Annotated in this window: 15 protein-coding genes; 3 read left to right on the top strand and 12 right to left on the bottom strand. The window is 64.3% G+C overall.

Annotated elements, in window-relative coordinates; genetic code table 11:
* Nucleotides 1-44 precede the first annotated feature (44 nt).
* The 3 genes from CK944_RS15010 to CK944_RS15020 all read right to left on the bottom strand — a co-directional run bounded on the left by CK944_RS15010 (nucleotide 45) and on the right by CK944_RS15020 (nucleotide 4,490).
* A complete protein-coding gene (locus tag CK944_RS15010; RefSeq protein ID WP_239986088.1) occupies nucleotides 45-1,436 on the bottom strand; it encodes a PLP-dependent aminotransferase family protein in 1,392 nt (463 codons plus the stop codon).
* A 104-nt stretch (nucleotides 1,437-1,540) separates the two neighbouring features.
* On the bottom strand, nucleotides 1,541-2,974 hold the full coding sequence (locus tag CK944_RS15015; protein ID WP_103173882.1) for an aldehyde dehydrogenase family protein: 1,434 nt from the start codon (nucleotides 2,972-2,974) through the stop codon (nucleotides 1,541-1,543).
* Between the two features lie 112 nt (nucleotides 2,975-3,086).
* Nucleotides 3,087-4,490, bottom strand: coding sequence for an aminotransferase (locus CK944_RS15020; RefSeq protein ID WP_103173883.1), 1,404 nt, complete (start codon nucleotides 4,488-4,490; stop codon nucleotides 3,087-3,089).
* Nucleotides 4,491-4,631: 141 nt separating this feature from the next.
* Between CK944_RS15020 and CK944_RS15025 the strand changes: the two genes are divergently transcribed.
* The 3 genes from CK944_RS15025 (at nucleotide 4,632) to CK944_RS15035 (ending at nucleotide 6,636) form a co-directional block, all read left to right on the top strand.
* Nucleotides 4,632-5,093 carry an Lrp/AsnC family transcriptional regulator gene (locus tag CK944_RS15025; RefSeq protein WP_103173884.1) on the top strand — a complete coding sequence of 154 codons (462 nt, stop codon included), beginning with the start codon at nucleotides 4,632-4,634 and terminating at the stop codon, nucleotides 5,091-5,093.
* 134 nt (nucleotides 5,094-5,227) lie between these two features.
* Entirely contained in the window at nucleotides 5,228-5,845 is a 618-nt protein-coding gene (locus CK944_RS15030; RefSeq protein ID WP_103173885.1) for a hypothetical protein, read from the top strand.
* Between the two features lie 437 nt (nucleotides 5,846-6,282).
* On the top strand, nucleotides 6,283-6,636 hold the full coding sequence (locus tag CK944_RS15035; protein WP_239986089.1) for a DUF1127 domain-containing protein: 354 nt from the start codon (nucleotides 6,283-6,285) through the stop codon (nucleotides 6,634-6,636).
* 423 nt (nucleotides 6,637-7,059) lie between these two features.
* On the opposite strand, the gene CK944_RS15040 is transcribed toward CK944_RS15035, so the two are convergent.
* The 9 genes from CK944_RS15040 to CK944_RS15080 form a co-directional block, all read right to left on the bottom strand.
* The gene (locus CK944_RS15040) at nucleotides 7,060-7,527 is read right to left on the bottom strand and encodes a DUF421 domain-containing protein (protein ID WP_103173886.1); all 468 of its coding nucleotides are present in this window, start codon (nucleotides 7,525-7,527) and stop codon (nucleotides 7,060-7,062) included.
* 355 nt (nucleotides 7,528-7,882) lie between these two features.
* On the bottom strand, nucleotides 7,883-8,758 hold the full coding sequence (locus tag CK944_RS15050) for an NAD(P)H-hydrate dehydratase (protein ID WP_103173888.1): 876 nt from the start codon (nucleotides 8,756-8,758) through the stop codon (nucleotides 7,883-7,885).
* A complete protein-coding gene (locus CK944_RS15055; RefSeq protein ID WP_103173889.1) occupies nucleotides 8,755-9,519 on the bottom strand; it encodes a histidine phosphatase family protein in 765 nt (254 codons plus the stop codon). The genes CK944_RS15050 and CK944_RS15055 overlap by 4 nt, the downstream gene beginning before the upstream one ends.
* Before the next feature lie 62 nt (nucleotides 9,520-9,581).
* On the bottom strand, nucleotides 9,582-9,737 hold the full coding sequence (locus CK944_RS23260) for a hypothetical protein (protein ID WP_158248016.1): 156 nt from the start codon (nucleotides 9,735-9,737) through the stop codon (nucleotides 9,582-9,584).
* Between the two features lie 75 nt (nucleotides 9,738-9,812).
* Complete coding sequence (locus CK944_RS15060) at nucleotides 9,813-10,847, bottom strand: type I glyceraldehyde-3-phosphate dehydrogenase (RefSeq protein ID WP_103173890.1); 1,035 nt, start codon at nucleotides 10,845-10,847, stop codon at nucleotides 9,813-9,815.
* A gap of 44 nt (nucleotides 10,848-10,891) precedes the next feature.
* Entirely contained in the window at nucleotides 10,892-13,834 is a 2,943-nt protein-coding gene (locus tag CK944_RS15065) for an FAD-binding and (Fe-S)-binding domain-containing protein (protein ID WP_103173891.1), read from the bottom strand.
* A gap of 110 nt (nucleotides 13,835-13,944) precedes the next feature.
* Nucleotides 13,945-14,577 (bottom strand): GntR family transcriptional regulator, encoded by a 633-nt coding sequence (locus tag CK944_RS15070; RefSeq protein WP_205049049.1) that lies wholly within the window; start codon nucleotides 14,575-14,577, stop codon nucleotides 13,945-13,947.
* A 143-nt stretch (nucleotides 14,578-14,720) separates the two neighbouring features.
* Nucleotides 14,721-15,425 (bottom strand): GntR family transcriptional regulator, encoded by a 705-nt coding sequence (locus CK944_RS15075; RefSeq protein ID WP_205049050.1) that lies wholly within the window; start codon nucleotides 15,423-15,425, stop codon nucleotides 14,721-14,723.
* Nucleotides 15,426-15,497: 72 nt separating this feature from the next.
* The gene (locus CK944_RS15080) at nucleotides 15,498-15,926 is read right to left on the bottom strand and encodes a heme-binding protein (protein ID WP_103173894.1); all 429 of its coding nucleotides are present in this window, start codon (nucleotides 15,924-15,926) and stop codon (nucleotides 15,498-15,500) included.
* Nucleotides 15,927-15,994 lie beyond the last annotated feature (68 nt).

Consider the following 15,994-nt stretch of genomic DNA (forward strand, 5'->3'; position numbering starts at 1 on the left):
CAATACAGAAAATAATATCATATCAATTTTAGCTGGGCCTCTGCCTAGCCGATCAGCGGAAGCAGCGGCTCGGCCGCGCTGCCGAGGCAGTCCGTCACCAGCGAAAGACCCTTGCGCAGGTCGCTGGCACTGGTGGAGCCCAGGGCGATGCGCACCGCATCGCGCCGCCCGCGGTCGTCGATCCGAAAGGCCCCGCCCGAGGCCACCGCGACGCCGCGACGCCGCGCCTGGGCTACGAAATCATCCTCGTTGCTGCCAGGGGGCAATTCCAGCCAGAGGTGCAGGCTTTGCGGGTGGGCGTGGAAGGATGCCTCGCCCAGAGCCTCCTGCGCGATCCGGTGGCGTTCGCGCAGCGCCTCGCGCTGCCACAGGATCAGCCGGTCCACGGTGCCGTCCGTGATCCAGTGGCTGAGCAGTTCCACCATCGCGGGCGTCGCCATCCAGTTCGTGACCAGATGGCGGTTGGCGGTCGCAAGCGCGATGCGCGGCGGGGAAACCAGCCAGGCGACGCGCAGGCCGGGCAGCGTCGATTTGGTGAAGCCGTTGACATAAAGGACGCGTTCCGGCGCCAAGGTGGCAACGGGCGGCGGACGATGCTCGATCATGCTGTTCAGCATGTCGTTCTCGATGATCTGGATGTCGTGGCGGCGGGCGACCTCAACCAGTTCGCGGCGGCGTTCCAGGCTGCTGACGATGGCCATCGGATTGATCGCGGAAGGCTGTATGTAAACCGCGTGAAGGCTGCCCTTACGGGCCAGATGGTCCAGGGCGTCGGGCAGGATGCCGTCCCGGTCGAAGGGCAGCCCTTCAAGGTGCAGGCCCAGGTATTTGGACAGGGGGATCAGAAGGTGGTGCGTCAGGGTCGCCGCCGCGATCGTGCCCCCTGCGGGAACCGCGCTCATCACGGCTGTGGTGACGGCCGAAGTTGCGCCATCGGTGATGGTGATGTTGTCCCGCGCCACATCCAGACCGTTCCGCCCCAGCCAGTCCGCCGCGATCTGCCTGTGCCCAGGCATGACCGAACTTGGCCGGAACGCCAGGGCCGCCGATTCGGTCAGGTTGTCCGCCACCCAGTGCAGGCCCTTGCGGAATATCTCGACATGCCTGCGTTCGGTGACGGGCTTCAGGATCGACAGGTCGATCAGCGCGGCCTCTCTCTGGGCAAGATAGGGCGCGCGATTTTCCGACGCCGGGGAAAGCACGAAGGATCCGCGCCCCACCTCTCCGACCACAAGGCCGCGTCGGATCAGTTCCTCATAGGCGCGCGACACGGTCTGGACGGACAGGCCAAGATCATCGGCAAGCTTGCGATGCGGCGGAAGGCGGGCGCCGGCCGCGACGATGCCCTTGGCGATCGCCTGCGCGAACTGGTCGGCCAACGACTGATAGGCGGGACGACGCAGGGTCGCGGGGTTGGGAAGCCAGGACGTCATCATGATCCACGCCGAAGATGCATGGGGCATAATGACATGATTTCTGCGGGCCTGACCAGCGATGTATTTCGGTGAATTCCCCCGATTGAAGTGAATTTGTGCTGGTTTCAGGCCGGCCCGCGCCGATGCCGGCCGGCCACGGCCCTGTCGATGCAGACGACCTTGGGCTGGGTCATGTCCTCATAGGCGAAGCGGACGCCTTCGCGGCCCATGCTGCCATGCTTGAACCCCCCGAAGGGCATCGCATCGAAGCGGTAATCCGACGAGTCGTTCACCATCACGCCCCCCGCTTCGATCCGCCTTGCAGCGTCCAGGGCCAGGCCCAGATCGGATGTGAAGATCCCCGCATGCAGGCTGAAGTCGATGGCGTTGGCCATCTCGATCGCCGCGTCGAAGCTGTCGAACGGCTCCAGCGTGACGATGGGGGCGAAGGCTTCCTCGGACCAGATGGCCGCTTCATGCGGCACATTTTCCAGAACGGTCGGCGCGTAAACGGCGCCTTCGCGGCGGTGCCCGGTCAGGACACGCGCGCCAAGGGCCAGGGCCGCGTCAACGGCAGCTTCCGCACGTTCGGCCGCAACGTCGGAGATCATCGGCCCCACATCGGTGGTTTCAAGCAAGGGATCGCCCGCGACAAGCCGGGCGGTACGGGCGACGAAACGGTCGCGGAACGTGTCATAGACCTGCCGTTCGACAAGGATCCGCTGCGTGCCGATGCAGTTCTGCCCCGCAGCCCAGAAGGCGCCGGAAACCAATGCCTCGACAGCGTGGTCCAGATCCGCATCCGCCATGACGATGACGGGCGCGTTGCCGCCCAGGTCCATCGCGAGCTTCTTCAGCCCCGCGCCACGGGCGATGGCCTCGCCGGTGCGGAAGCCGCCGGTGAAGGACACCATGCGCACCTCGCGCGCCGCGACAAGGGCTGCGCCCAGGTCCGCCCCTCCGACTGCGGTGGTCACGACCTCGTCGGGCAGGCCCGCGTCGATCAGCGCCTGCACCAGCGACAAGGCCGACAAGGGGGCCAGTTCCGACGGCTTGAGCAGGACGGCATTGCCCCCCGCAATGGCTGGTCCAAGCTTGTGGGCGACAAGGTTCAGCGGATCGTTGAAGGGCGTGATCGCCAGGATGATCCCCAAGGGTTCGCGGCTGAACCAGCCCATGCGGGATTCGGATCCGGCATAGGCGTCGAAGGGGACGACCTCGCCCGCATTGCGGCGGGCTTCCTCGGCAGAAAGCTTCAGGGTATTGACGCAGCGCCGGACCTCCTTGCGGGCCTGGCGGATGGTCTTGCCAGCTTCGGCGGTGATCCGTCGGGCATGGACCTCGAGATCGGCCCTGATGCGGTCGGCTGCGTTTTCCAGGATCTCGGCACGCCGATGGCGTGGCAGGTCGCGGGCCAGGATCGCCCCGCGGCGGGCCCTGTCCAGCAGCATCCCGGCATCGGCTGCCGAATTCTGTGCGACGGCACCGACGGGCAAGCCGGAAAACGGGTTGCGGACGGTGATGTCGGTGGTTGCGAAAGGCGAGATGGAGTTCACCATCGGCTCCTGTGACCTGTCAAAGGGTGCAAGACATCGACTGCGGGTTCGAAGGAACCGCAGGACGGGGATCGGTCGGGGACGCCGTGGCGCCCCCGCCGGAAGGCATCTGCAATCAGGCGAGCGCGGTTTCGCCCGCAAGCTCGTCCATGACCTCGCGCGCGGCCTCGGCCGCCAGGCCGACGATCTGGTCCACTTCCTCGCGCGTGACGACAAGGGGGGGCGCAAAGCCCAGGATGTCGCCATGCGGCATGGCGCGGGCAATCAGGCCGCGGGCACGGGCGGCCGCAGAAATCCGCGCGCCGACCTTCAGGCCCGCATCGAAGCGGGTCTTCTTCTCCCGGTCGGCGACGAACTCGACCGCCCCCATCAGACCGACGCCGCGCACCTCGCCCACGATCGGCATCTGGGCAAAGGCCTTGCGCAGCTCCGCCTGGAAGTATTCGCCCGTGATCCGCGCATTGCCCGGCAGATCCTCGCGTTCGACGATGTCCAGCACGGCATTGGCGCAGGCCGCGCCGATGGGATGGCCGGAATAGGTATAGCCATGCGAGAACGACCCGATCCGATCCGCGGCGTCCTCCATGACCTGATAGACCTTCTCGCCCACGATGGCCGCCGACAGCGGGACATAGGCAGAGGTCAGGCCCTTGGCGACGGTGATCAGGTCCGGCTCCATCCCGTACTGGATGCTGCCGAACATGGCGCCGGTGCGGCCGAAACCGGTCACCACCTCGTCGGCGATCAGCAGGACGTCATGCTTGCGCAGCACCGCCTGGATCGCGGCCCAATAGCCTTCGGGCGGCGGGGTGATGCCGCCCGTTCCCAAGACCGGCTCGCCGATGAAGGCGCCCACGGTATCCGGGCCTTCGCGCAGGATCAGATCCTCAAGCTCTTGCGCGCGGCGGGCCGAGAACTGCAACTCGGTCTCGCCCGGCTCGGCGCCCCAGTAATGATGCGGCGCGCCGGTGTGCTTGATCAGGCCCATCGGCAGGTCCATGTGATCGTGATAGAAGCTCATCCCCGTCATGGAACCGGAAATCACCGAGCAGCCGTGATAGCCGCGTTCGCGGGAAATGATCTTCTTCTTGCCAGGCTTGCCCCGCAGGTTGTTGTAATACCAGACCAGCTTTGCCTGGGTCTCGTTGGCATCCGATCCCGACATGCCATAGAACACCTTGCTCATCTTGCCCGGCGCCATGCGGACCAGCCGGTCGGACAGGCGGGCAAGCTCCTCGGTCGTGTGGGCCGCATAGCTGTGGTAATAGGCCAGCTGATAGGCCTGGCGGCTGATCGCCTCGGCCACCTCGTCGCGGCCATAGCCGATATTGACGCAGTAAAGCCCGGCAAAGGCGTCGATCAACTGGTTGCCCTTGGCGTCCTGGATGCGGATGCCCTTGCCCCCGGTGACGATCGTCGGATCGCCCGTCTTGCCCGTCGCGAAATCCTTCAGCTGCGTAAAGGGATGAAGGACGCTGCGGCGGTCCATGTCGGCGATGTCGCGGATGTCGAGGCTCATGGGAATCCTTGATGTCAGATGATCGGCAGGTGACGCCGGATTACCAAGATGATATCGGCTTGCAGCAGTCGTTTTTCTGCGAAATGCAGAACCACACGCAGAAAAACTGCGCATCCGACACCTGATGCATGGATTCACGTCATGGACTTGGACAGTATCGACCGCCGCCTTCTTCAGGCGGTTCAGGAAAACAACCGCCTTCCGACCGAACAACTGGGTGAACTGGTCGGCCTTTCCGCGACAGCCTGCCAGCGGCGTCTCAGGCGGTTGCGGGCCGAAGGCGTGATCGAGGCAGATGTGTCGATCATCGCGCCCGAAGCCCTTGGCCGCCCGGTGCAGGTGCTGGTTCAGGTGTCCCTCGAACGCGAGCGGGCCGACATCATCGACCGCTTCAAGGCGGCGATCAGGAAAACGCCCGAGATCATGACGGGTTATTACGTGACCGGAGAGGCGGATTTCATCCTGGTCGTGACCGCACGCGACATGGCCGATTATGAACAATTCACGCGCCGCTTTTTTTACGAGAACTCGCACATCAAGGGATTCAAGACCATGGTCGTCATCGACCGGGTCAAGACCGGCTTCACGTTGCCCGTTGACTGAACCTCTTTTGGGCGCAGAAGCCCGCCATGTTGTCCCGCGATCATTTGGCTTTCCACTCATCTTAAGCGATAGTGGTTATTCTTTCCGGGGGAACGCCCGAAGATATCGGCACGGGAACGAAGGGATTGATCGCAATGCAGGAATGTTCTGAAAAGCGCCCTTATGATCACCTGCTGGAATGCGCGGCCGAGCAGATGGCCCGGATCGCACCTCTGCCTGAACTGGCACGCGCGGCGCAGGAGGCTGGCGTCCCGCTGCAGAAGGCACAAGCCTGGTTTGCCGATGATCAGGCACTCAGCATGGCGGTTGTCGAACAGCAGATGGTGCTTCTGACGGACCATCTGTCGCGTCGCGCAACGGCCGTGCCGTCCGATGACATCATCGGCCAGCTTCGCGCCATGACCCACGCCTATGTCGAATGGTTCTTCGACAATCCGACGGGCGGTCGCCTGCTGGTAAGCCCCGCAGCCGTTGCCCTTCTGTCGCAACACAAGGTGGGTCGGTTTTCCTCGGCGATCTATGATCTTGCGCAGTCCATGATGGAACGCGCCCGTGACGCAGGCCTCATCAAGGCCGACATCGACGTTGCCGAAGTGTTGCTGACAATGCGGGCACTGACGCTGGGCATTGTCGTGCTGCAAGACATGGACCATGCGCGGCTGTGGGGAAATCACACGGACCCGCAGGCAGCCCTGAAACGCGTCATGGACAGCTATTTCAATCTCGCCCTGCAGAAGGTCGATGGACGTTAGCCGGTTGGACCGGGTTCATCGAGGCAAGTGAAAGGGCGCCGCCAGGAGGAAGGACCGCTTACAAAGTGCGGTCCAGCCAGGGCGAAGGCTTCATCCGGGATGGCCTTGACCCGCAAGGACATCCACGATGCCGGAATGCCCACCACATGTTGAACATTGATGCTGAACTTCCCATATGTGGTTCATGCCTATCGTCTTGCAGCATAGCCGGCCCTTGCCGGGCTTCAGGGGGCCACTCCTGAACCGCGGCTGACCCCGCAGGCGGCCGGTCCGTGATCGGTGGCCACTGCGGGGGGACGGAATTCACCACATCATCTGGCAACGAGGCGGCAGGGCGCGGGATCGCGGCGGCCGTTCTTCGATGCTCATGGAAGCATGGTCGTTACATCGACGGGCAGGGCTGACCGGTAACGACCCCGATGACACAGGAGGTCGCAATGTCGCATGATCCATCCACCACGAACCAACTTGCCACGCGGATGCCATTCCGCAATCAAGGCACCATCAATCTGACCGCAGCCATGGGCCGGCGGGTGAAAGCGGCGCTGTGCCGCTGGCAGAAGCAGCGGGCCGTCAGGACGCTGCAGGAGCTTGACGACCGGCTCCTCGATGACATCGGCCTGACGCGCAACGACATCCAGAAGGTGGTCGATGAACTTGTAGGTCCGCCGCCTCGTCCGGGGCGACCCGAAGGACCCAGCCTGACAAGGACAAACGGACCCGTTCCGGCCAGGGATGCGCGAAAGCCGGGGCCGGTCTGGGACGTGTACCAGTCCTGGAGAGACCTGTGAGGGCCCCGGCCGTGCCGATCCCCGGCGTCCTGCCGTCGCGGGAGGAACGAGCGCGCCAGGAAAGCCTGGCCCGCTGGGAGGATGACGGGGGACGCCTGTTCGCCTTCGCTGCCGCGCCCCGGAAGGGATGGGGATCCGGCGCACCCGGCGGCGGCTCTCCTCGGGCTTCTGTCTGAGGCCTGCGTCCGGCCCGGCCATGGCTGGATTCCGGGGGATCGAAGGCCGGGCCGGTGCGCGTCATCAAGGGCCGCGTCCTGTCAGCGAGATCCAAAGGACGACCGACGGGGTCCACCAGCCCTGCCGCCGCCTGCGCCCGGACACGGACGTCACGCACAGGCCGCGGGTGTTCATCGCTTGCATCACCCCGCGAAGGTCAACCGCCTTCCAGGCCGTATTGGGATGCCGCACATCTGGCCGGATGCCTCAGCTTGGGTTCATCCTGACGACGCTCAGCCGCCCGTCGCTTTCAACATAGGCTGACCGGACCTGGGAAATCTGGTCGATGCCGTTCAGGCGCAGGTGGCTGATCAGTTCCTCGGGGGTCAGAAGCTCCTTGCGCATGTTGCGGGGGATCGTCTGCCCGTCCTTGACCACCTGCAGGGGGCCATGTTCGATCAACCGCTCGAACCACCTGAAGCTGAACGACAGCCGGTTGGTCAGGTAGTTCAGCGCCAGCATTGTCACGATCTGCACCGTCCCGTCGGCCAGCGAGCTGTAATCCCCAAGCGCATGAGAGGCAGCCTCGGTGATCAGAAGCAGGAACACCAGGTCCATCGGCGCCAGCTCGCCGCCCGTCCGCCGGGGAAGCAACCGAAACAACACCATGAACAGGACAAACAGGAACGCGCCGCGGGCGATCAGTTCAAGAAGCGGAGTTTCAAGCTGGAACATGCCAAGTGACCTTCATGTCGATAAGCTTCTTCAATCCGGGCCGGACGGGTTTGTTCCTTTCGCCAAGGGCGCCTCGCCCCGCTTGGTGCCATCGTCCTTCGCCGTCCTTGCACGCCAGCGATCTGAACGGCGGCCATCAAGGTCGCGCGGTTGGTCCCAGTCAGCCTTTGCTTCTTCGACCTGGCGGCGGCGAACGAAACGGCCTTCTGCACCTGTCTGGGCCTGAACCTTCAGGCCGCCGTGCAACCGCCAAAAGGGGGAACAAGCCCCCTTCCGGGCCTCGGGGTTCAGGATCGGCAGATAGGTCGCCCGCCTTCGGTCATGGCCTTGCCTGAGAAGGGGCATTGCCGGGCAATCAGAACCCGCGCATCAAGCTTGGTATCTCGGCAGGAAGCTGCCGCGCCAGAAATCCCATCGGGCCGTGTCGCTCGGACAAACGGCGGCCCGCTTCGCCGTGCAGCCAGACACCCCAGCACGCGGCTTCCCAGTCGCCCAGTCCTCGCGCGCTCAGCCCCGCGATGATCCCGGTCAGCACATCCCCGGAACCGCCGGTGGCAAGTCCTGCCCCGCCTCCGCCATAAAGGGCGGTGTCGCCCCCTGGACCCGCCAGCATTGTCGTCGGCCCCTTCAGGATCACCACGGCGCCCAGGTCCTGCGCCAGTTGCACAAGTATCCTCGTACGGTCTTGCGTCACCACATCCCGGTCTTTCCCGGTCAGCGCCGCCATCTCTCCGGCATGGGGCGTCAGGATCAGCCGGCCTGCCATCCGGCGCAGCAAGGGCAGGCGATCATGGCCCGCAGCCACCGCGGCTGCGTCAAGGATCACGCTGCAGGCATTGGCCCGGGGCAGGATCGCATCGAGGATCCGGCCTGCCACGTCGGCGGATCCCATGGCCGGGCCGATCGCCAGGCAATCGCAATGGTCCAGCAGTTCCTCCACCGGGCCGGTGCCCGCAATTTCGCCGGCTTCGTCCGTGGGCAGGGCGAACATCCCCGCCTCGGGCAGCAGCACCCCCAGGGGGATCGCCAGCATGTCCGGCACGGCCAGTTGCACCTTGCCGGCGCCCGACTGGAACGCCGCCTCGGCGGTCAGGCGCACCCCGCCGGGCACCCGCGCCGAGCCGCCGACCAGCAGCACCCTACCGCGCTCGTTCTTGTCCCCGTCGCCATGAACCGGCAGCGGATGGGCCCGCAGCCATGCGGCGTCCAGCGGGACCGGTCCCTCGCTCATCCCCGGCTGCCCGCGATCGCGTCCGGGTTGGACGTGACCGGCGTCTTGTCGGCCACCATCGGCGCGATGACGTTGTAGCGCAGCAGCTTCATCTCGCCATCGCCTTCCTCGGTTTCGGCAAAGCAGTATTCCGTGATCGAACAGTTCGCCACGTCCCCTTCCGCGTCGATGGCCAGGATTTCCTCCTCGGTCAGCCCCTCGATGATATAGCGCAGGCACAGGACCACCACCTGATGGGCCACGATCATGACCCGGCAGCCGCCATGGTGAAGCCCCACGGTGTCAAGAAGCGAACGCAGGCGGAAAATGACATCGCACCAGCTCTCGCCCCCTGGTGGCCGGTGATAGAACTTGCCAAGCAGCCGGCGCAACTCGGCCTGCTGCGGTTCTTCCTCGCGCACGCCCATGGTCGTCAGCCCGTCAAGGATGCCGAACTCCTTCTCGCGCAGGCGCTCGTCCAGACGCAGGGCCAGGGTGGGCCGGCAGCCGCCGGCATCCCGGAAGATCTCGGCGGTCTGGCGCGCGCGCAGGTAAGGCGAACACATCAGGACATTGGGCCGCGCGCCTTCCTCGCCTTCCGCAAACCAGCGGCCTAGGGCAAGCGCCTGATCGCGCCCAAGCGCCGAAAGGGGGATGTCCACGTCGCGGGCGATCAGGTCGATGCGGCGCTGCCCCGCCTCATGCGCCTTGTCGCGCGCGACGTTGCCGGCGCTCTGCCCGTGGCGCACCAGCCACAGCCGTTCGGGCCATCTTGGCGTCATGGTCACCCCTGCCCCTGCCCCTGCATGGTATCGCAGGCCAACGAGCAAGGGCAGCCAACGGTTCAGTCGCCCGATGCCAAATCATCCGTCGCGACATCTTTATTTGCCGGTTTCTTGCCCATGCCCGGGCTTTGACCGATGCGGATGCGCCGGTCGGGGGGATGATGCGGGGCAGGGATGAGACGCGCAGAGGTCTTCGAAAGCATTCCCGTGATCATCAGAAACAAAGCAGAGTGAAAGGGCTTTCCGTCCGAGGCCAGCTCACACCCACAACGGCGACATCGGGTCGGACATCAGAAGGCAGCGGAACAGGCCGCTGGCGCATGTTCCTTCCTGGCCTTCATCATCAGGCGGGCCATGTCCAACATGCGGCAGGAAAACCCCCATTCGTTGTCGTACCACCCGAAAACCCGCACCAAATCGCCGGATACCGACGTCTCGGGGCCCGATATCACGATCGATTCAGGACGGGCCCGAAGATCGCTGGATACCAGGGGCTTGTCCGTCCAGCCCATGATCGGCGAACTTTCCGACGCGGCCTTCAGGAGCGAATTGACGGACGCAACGTCGAGTACGCGCGCGCTTTGGAAGCTGAGGTCGATGCACGAGACACTGGCGGTCGGCACCCGGATGGCGCGGGCCATCACGCGGCCGGCCAATTCCGGCAGCACGACGTCGATCAGCCTGCCCGCGCTTGTCGAGGTGGGCACCATGGACAATGCCGCGGCACGCGACCGCGCCGGATCGCCACGAAGCTTGTCCACCGTGGGCTGGCTGCCGGTATAGCAGTGAACGGTGGTCATCTGCGCCGATACGACGCCGAAGGCATCATGCAGGATCCGCAGCAGGGGTGCCAGGGCATTGGTCGTGCAGGACGCGTTCGACACGATCCGCTGGCCTTCAAGCCGGTCCTGGTTGGCGCCCATGACCACCGTGATGTCGGCCTGATCCGAGGGGCCGGAGATCAGGACCGATCCTGCACCCGCCCGCAGGCCGCGTTCGACGATGGCCCGTGAACCGGCCAGTCCCGTGCATTCCAGGACGATGTCCACCCCTGCCAGGTCAAGCTCGCGAAGATCCGGCACCGAATGGAACGGTATGGATCGGCCATCCACGACAAGGGCATTCCCGGCCGTTTCAACCCGGCCGGGCCACGGGCCGAAGACGCTGTCATATTCGAACAGATAGGCGCAATCCGCCAAGGCCTCGATATCGTTGATCAGGACCACATCCAGATCGTCATATCCACCCTGCGCAAGGATGCGCAGGATGGTTCGTCCGATGCGCCCGAACCCGTTCAGGGCCAGCCGGGTTCTTCTGTCGCTCATGCCGCGCTCCGCTGCATCTGGAAACTATTTCCAGAACGTGCAGATCACCCTTTTCGCAAAGCCTGGTCAAGAACAAGGGCGACATGGATCGCATCCCGGCCCGTGCCGTCGTGGATCTGGTGACGGCAACTGGTCCCGTCCGCGACGATCAGGTCTTCCGCACCGGCTTTCCGCACCGCAGGCAGCAGCGACAGTTCCGCCATCTTCTTCGACACCTCGATGTTCTCGGTCGCATAGCCGAAGGCCCCCGACATGCCACAGCACGAACTTTCGATGACCTTCACGTCAAGGCCGGGAACGCTGCGCAGAACCGTCTCGACGGAACCCATCGCGGCGAAGGCCTTCTGGTGGCAGTGGCCGTGAAGATGGGCCACCCGGCCGCCTTGATCCGCCAAGGGAATGTCGATCAGCCCGGCGCGAAGGTCGGCCGCTAAGATTTCCTCTAACAACAGGGCCTTGCCCTGGATGAAACCCGTGTCGCTTGCAGGCAGCAAGGCCGTCATCTCGTCGCGGAAGCCCATGATGCAGGACGGCTCCAACCCGATCACGCGGGCGCCGCGTTCGACAAAGGGCCGCAGGGCATCCAGCGTCCGCTTGGCCTCAAGGCGCGCCGCATCCGTCTGGCCCGAGGCAAGATAGGTCCGGCCGCAGCACATGGGGCGGCTGCCGCCCGATGTCGGCTGGACCCGATGGAGGCGATAGCCCGCAGCGATCAGCACCCGCATCGCCGCATCCAGGTTCTCGGGTTCGAAATAACGGTTGAACGTATCGCCGAACAGGACAAGGTCGCGACCATCCCCAAGGACATCGTCGGGCCGGGCAATGCGGTTCGTTTCCTTCCAGGGACGGCGCCATTTCGGCAGGCTGCGCTGCGCCGAGAAACCGATCATCCGTTCCGACAACTTGGCCAACAGCGGGATACGGTCGCGCAGGTTCAGAAGCGGCGCCAGCCAGCTGGCATAGCGGGCGTATCGGGGAAGATGGGCGATCAGCCGTTCCCTCAGCGGCAAGCCGTGCTTGGCATGGTAATGGTGCAGGAACTCGATCTTCATGCGCGCCATGTCCACGCCGGTCGGGCAGTCGCGCTTGCAGCCCTTGCAGGACACGCAAAGGTCCAAGGTTTCCTTCATGTCGCGGGACGTGAAGGCGTCGGGTCCAAGCTGCCCCGATATGGCCAGCCGCAGCGAATTCGCCCTGCCCCGCGTCAGATGCTGTTCGTCCAGCGTCGCCCGATAGGACGGGCACATGGTCCCGCCCGCCAGCTTGCGGCAGGTGCCGTTGTTGTTGCACATCTCGACCGCCGAACCGAAACCGCCCCAGTCCGACCAGTCGAGCGCGGTCTTGCGCGGTTCGGTGGCGGCATAGCCGGGCATGAACCGCATCAGGCTGCGGTCGTCCATCTTCAGCGGCCGGACGATCTTGTTGGGGTTCAGCCGGTTCTGGGGATCGAACTCGTCCTTCACCGTTTCGAAGGCGCGGGTCAGTTTGGCGCCGAACATCGGCTCGACGAATTCGGACCGCGAGATGCCGTCGCCATGTTCGCCAGAAAAGGAACCCTTGTATTTCCGCACCAGGTCGGCGGTTTCCTCGGCGATGGCGCGCATCTTGCGAACACCGTCTTCCTCTTTCATGTTCAGGATCGGACGGACGTGCAGGCAGCCGACCGAGGCATGGGCATACCAGGTTCCCACCGTCCCGTGCTTCGCGAAGACATCGGTCACCGCATCGGTATAGTCGGCCAGATGTTCCAGCGGGACGGCACAGTCCTCGATGAAGGAGACCGGCTTGCCGTCGCCCTTCATCGACATCATGATGTTCAGACAGGCCTCGCGCACTTCCCAGACGGGCTTCTGGCGCGCGGGCTCGATCACCTCGACCACGGCATCCGGGAAGCCGTGGTCCGACATGCACTGGTCAAGCCGCTTCAGATCGCGCTTCAGGGCGTCCAGATCGTCGCCCGCGAACTCCACCAGAAGCAGGCAGTTCGGCGTGCCCCGGGTGATGTCGCCAAGCGTCTTGACGAACAGGGGAATGTCGGCCCCCAGGACCAGAACGTTGTTGTCCACCAGTTCGACCGCAACCGGATCAAGGGCGACGATGTGCCGGGTCGTCTCCATCGCCTGGCGGAAGCCGGGGAAGTGGCATACGCCCATCACCCGGTGCCGGGGCAGCGTCGAAAGCTTCAGGGTGACGCCGGTGGTCAGGGCCAGCGTGCCTTCGGACCCGACCAGCAGATGCGAATAGTTCGGCTGTTCGGGCAGCAGTTCGTCCAGGTTATAGCCGCCGACCCGCCGCTGGACCTTGGGGAAGATCGTCTCGATATCGGTCCTGTGCAGACGGGCAAGCGCAGTCAGCCGTTCCATGATCCCGCGCGTGCGCGGGGACATGCCCTCGAAAGACGGCCCCGTGCCCAGCGAGAACCGTTCGCCGTCGTGAAACATCCCGTCCATGGCCAGGACATTGTCCACGGTCTTGCCAAAGCGCAGCGACCGCGCCCCGGAGGAGTTGTTTCCGCACATCCCCCCGATGGTGCAGCGCGAGGCCGTCGAAGGCTCGACCGGAAAGAACAGGCCATCCTTGCGCAGAAAGTCGTTCAGGGTGTTCAGGACGGTGCCGGGCCGGACCCGCACCGTGCGCGACGCGGGATCGTAATCCGTGACGCCGTTGAAGTGCCGGGACATGTCCAAAATCAGCCCGTTCCCGATCGGCTGGCCGTTCTGGGACGTCCCCCCGCCCCTTGCAATGACCGGCACGTCATACGCCGCGGCAGTCGCCAACGCTGCCTGGATATCGGCCTCGTGCTTCGGAAAGACCACGCCTTTCGGCATGACCTGATAGATCGAGGCATCGGTCGCGTAACGGCCACGGGTGAAGCTGTCGAAACGAACCTCTCCTTCCATTTCCCGGCCAAGCGCAGTTTCCAGGTCCCGCTGACGCGTCAGGGCCTGCGCGGCCGGTGGCATGGTGCGATTGGCAGGTGCGTTCATGGGCCAAGCTTTCGTTGGGAACAGGTTCATGTCCGTCAGGACAGGATCTTGAGGCAACCCTAGCACATCACAAAATGAATTCAATAATGAATTCATTTTTGCGTTGGCAGTCACTCCGCGATCTGGCGAAGGATCGCGTCGCGGGTGCTTCTCAGATGGGCAAAGAGGACCGTTGCAATCGCTGCACCGTCCCTTTTCCTCAGGGCGTCCAGGATCAACTCATGCTCTCGCACTGCCTCGCGCCAGCGTTCGCCCTGGGCATCGCTGCTGGCTGTATAGCGTGCGCGCCGCAGGCGCATCTGAAGCGACCGGGCCATGGCATCAAGCGCAGCATTTCCGGCGGCTGAAAACAGCGCCTCATGGATGGCCTGGTTGCACTGGAAATAACGGGGGCGGTCTCCTCGCAGGAAATTGGCGTACATTTCTTGGTGAAGTTGTTCGATGCGCTGGAATTCCTCGTCGGTGATCCGTTCGCAGGCAAGACGGCCGGCAAGAGCCTCGAGACCGGCCATGAGGTCCATCAGATCGGCAACCTCTGCCCGCGTCAGAACCTTGATCCTCGACCCCCGATTGGGAAGAAGCTCGATCAGGCCGTCAGCCGCAAGCACCTTCAGCGCCTCTCGCATCGGTGTCCGCGAGATCCCGAATTCCTCGCAAAGCTCCCGTTCCGGCACCTTGGCCCCGGCAGGCAGGCTTGTTTCGTTGACCCAGTACCGCAGCCTTTGGACGATCTCGTCATGCATCGTCGTGGCTGCAAACCGCTTTAGGCCGTTATCGAGATGCATCGTCGATCCGTCAGTTGCATTACGTCAACCCTATTATGCCGCAAAAATTGCATGCAATCGAGGTGACAGGGAATGACATCAACAAAATTCGGATGCGGCCTTCACGTCCCGCCGGATGTCGCCAATCCCGCCACCGACAGCGCGTCACGCACCGCATCCGCCGTCCGCATGACGTGGTCCCGCAGGACCTTGGCACAAAGACCTTCGTCCCGTGCTTCAAGGGCGGACAGGATCTTCTCGTGATCCTGCACGGCGCGCGCCCAGTCCTCGTCGCTTTGCCGCACGGTGTGGCGGATGTTCCTGATCCTCAACTCCATATTGCTGTAAAGCATCTGAAGCGCGCCGTTCCGGGCTGCCTCGAAGATCGACAGATGTATCTTCCGGTTCAGCCTGGCATATTCCAGGTTGTCCCGCCTGTCATAGGCCGCAACCATCTGCCTGTGCAGGCCCTTCAACTCGGCCAGTTCGGCATCGGTCATGTTCCTGCAAGCCAGTTCGGCCGCCAGTGCCTCGAGCGCGGCGATGATGGGAAACAGTTCCTGCCGCTCGGCCTCGGTGATGACGCTGACCCGCGCCCCGCGCTGCGGCAGCAACTCGACCAGGCCCTCGGTGGCCAGGACCTTCAAGGCCTCGCGCAAGGGCGTCCGGGATATGTCGAACGCCTCGCACAACTCCTTTTCCGGGATCTTCTGGCCTGGCGCCAGCTTCCCGTCCACGATCATGGTGCGAAGTTCTTCGGCGATCTGGCTGTGCAGCGTGGCGCGAGCGAATGGGGGACGGGCTTGCCGTTGCTCATTGCCTGCCACGATGCTGGACCTCTTCACATGCATGTTCCGGTGAAAGTATAGTCAGGCCGGATGCCGAGGGAAACCATCGTTTCAGCCCGGATCGGCGGTCAGGCCGACCGCTTCGATCGCATGGACGGCACAGGCTTCGTCATTGTCCGAACTGTCGCCCGTGATCCCGATCGCGCCGATGATGACGCCGTCCTTGCGGATCAGGACACCGCCCGGAACCGGGACAAGGCTGCCCCCCGCAAGGGAATTCATGGCTTGGATGAAATAGGGCTGTTCCTGCGCCCTCTTGTAAAGCGCCCGAGAGCCGAGGCCCATGCCGATGGCGCCCCGCGCCTTGCCCTGCGCGATCTCGGGCCGCAGGAAACTGGTGCCGTCCTGGCGCAGCAGAACCTTCAAATTGCCGGCGGCATCAAGGACCGCGACGGTCAGGGGGTTCAGGTCAAGCTCTTGCGCCCTTTGGAGGCAGCGTTCCGCAAGATCCTGGGCGAGGGACAAGGTCAGGTCGGTCATGGTGTCATCCGTGTTGTTGCGGAAACGACTGTAGAGGGCTTTCCTTCAGAGATCGACCTTTGCGGCCT

The sequence above is a fragment of the Paracoccus sp. SY genome (assembly GCF_002901215.1).
In the GTDB taxonomy this organism is placed as follows: Bacteria; Pseudomonadota; Alphaproteobacteria; order Rhodobacterales; family Rhodobacteraceae; genus Paracoccus; species Paracoccus acridae.

What these genes read in the sequence shown, in the direction of transcription:
- CK944_RS15020 (WP_103173883.1), bottom strand. Translation starts at nt 4,490, where the DNA reads ATGAGCCTCGACATCCGCGACATCGCCGACATGGACCGCCGCAGCGTC.
- CK944_RS15055 (WP_103173889.1), bottom strand. Translation starts at nt 9,519, where the DNA reads ATGACGCCAAGATGGCCCGAACGGCTGTGGCTGGTGCGCCACGGGCAG.
- CK944_RS15080 (WP_103173894.1), bottom strand. Translation starts at nt 15,926, where the DNA reads ATGACCGACCTGACCTTGTCCCTCGCCCAGGATCTTGCGGAACGCTGC.
- CK944_RS23260 (WP_158248016.1), bottom strand. Translation starts at nt 9,737, where the DNA reads ATGATCACGGGAATGCTTTCGAAGACCTCTGCGCGTCTCATCCCTGCC.
- CK944_RS15065 (WP_103173891.1), bottom strand. Translation starts at nt 13,834, where the DNA reads ATGAACGCACCTGCCAATCGCACCATGCCACCGGCCGCGCAGGCCCTG.
- CK944_RS15060 (WP_103173890.1), bottom strand. Translation starts at nt 10,847, where the DNA reads ATGAGCGACAGAAGAACCCGGCTGGCCCTGAACGGGTTCGGGCGCATC.
- CK944_RS15010 (WP_239986088.1), bottom strand. Translation starts at nt 1,436, where the DNA reads ATGATGACGTCCTGGCTTCCCAACCCCGCGACCCTGCGTCGTCCCGCC.
- CK944_RS15030 (WP_103173885.1), top strand. Translation starts at nt 5,228, where the DNA reads ATGCAGGAATGTTCTGAAAAGCGCCCTTATGATCACCTGCTGGAATGC.
- CK944_RS15015 (WP_103173882.1), bottom strand. Translation starts at nt 2,974, where the DNA reads ATGGTGAACTCCATCTCGCCTTTCGCAACCACCGACATCACCGTCCGC.
- CK944_RS15025 (WP_103173884.1), top strand. Translation starts at nt 4,632, where the DNA reads ATGGACTTGGACAGTATCGACCGCCGCCTTCTTCAGGCGGTTCAGGAA.
- CK944_RS15040 (WP_103173886.1), bottom strand. Translation starts at nt 7,527, where the DNA reads ATGTTCCAGCTTGAAACTCCGCTTCTTGAACTGATCGCCCGCGGCGCG.
- CK944_RS15050 (WP_103173888.1), bottom strand. Translation starts at nt 8,758, where the DNA reads ATGAGCGAGGGACCGGTCCCGCTGGACGCCGCATGGCTGCGGGCCCAT.
- CK944_RS15070 (WP_205049049.1), bottom strand. Translation starts at nt 14,577, where the DNA reads ATGCATGACGAGATCGTCCAAAGGCTGCGGTACTGGGTCAACGAAACA.
- CK944_RS15035 (WP_239986089.1), top strand. Translation starts at nt 6,283, where the DNA reads ATGTCGCATGATCCATCCACCACGAACCAACTTGCCACGCGGATGCCA.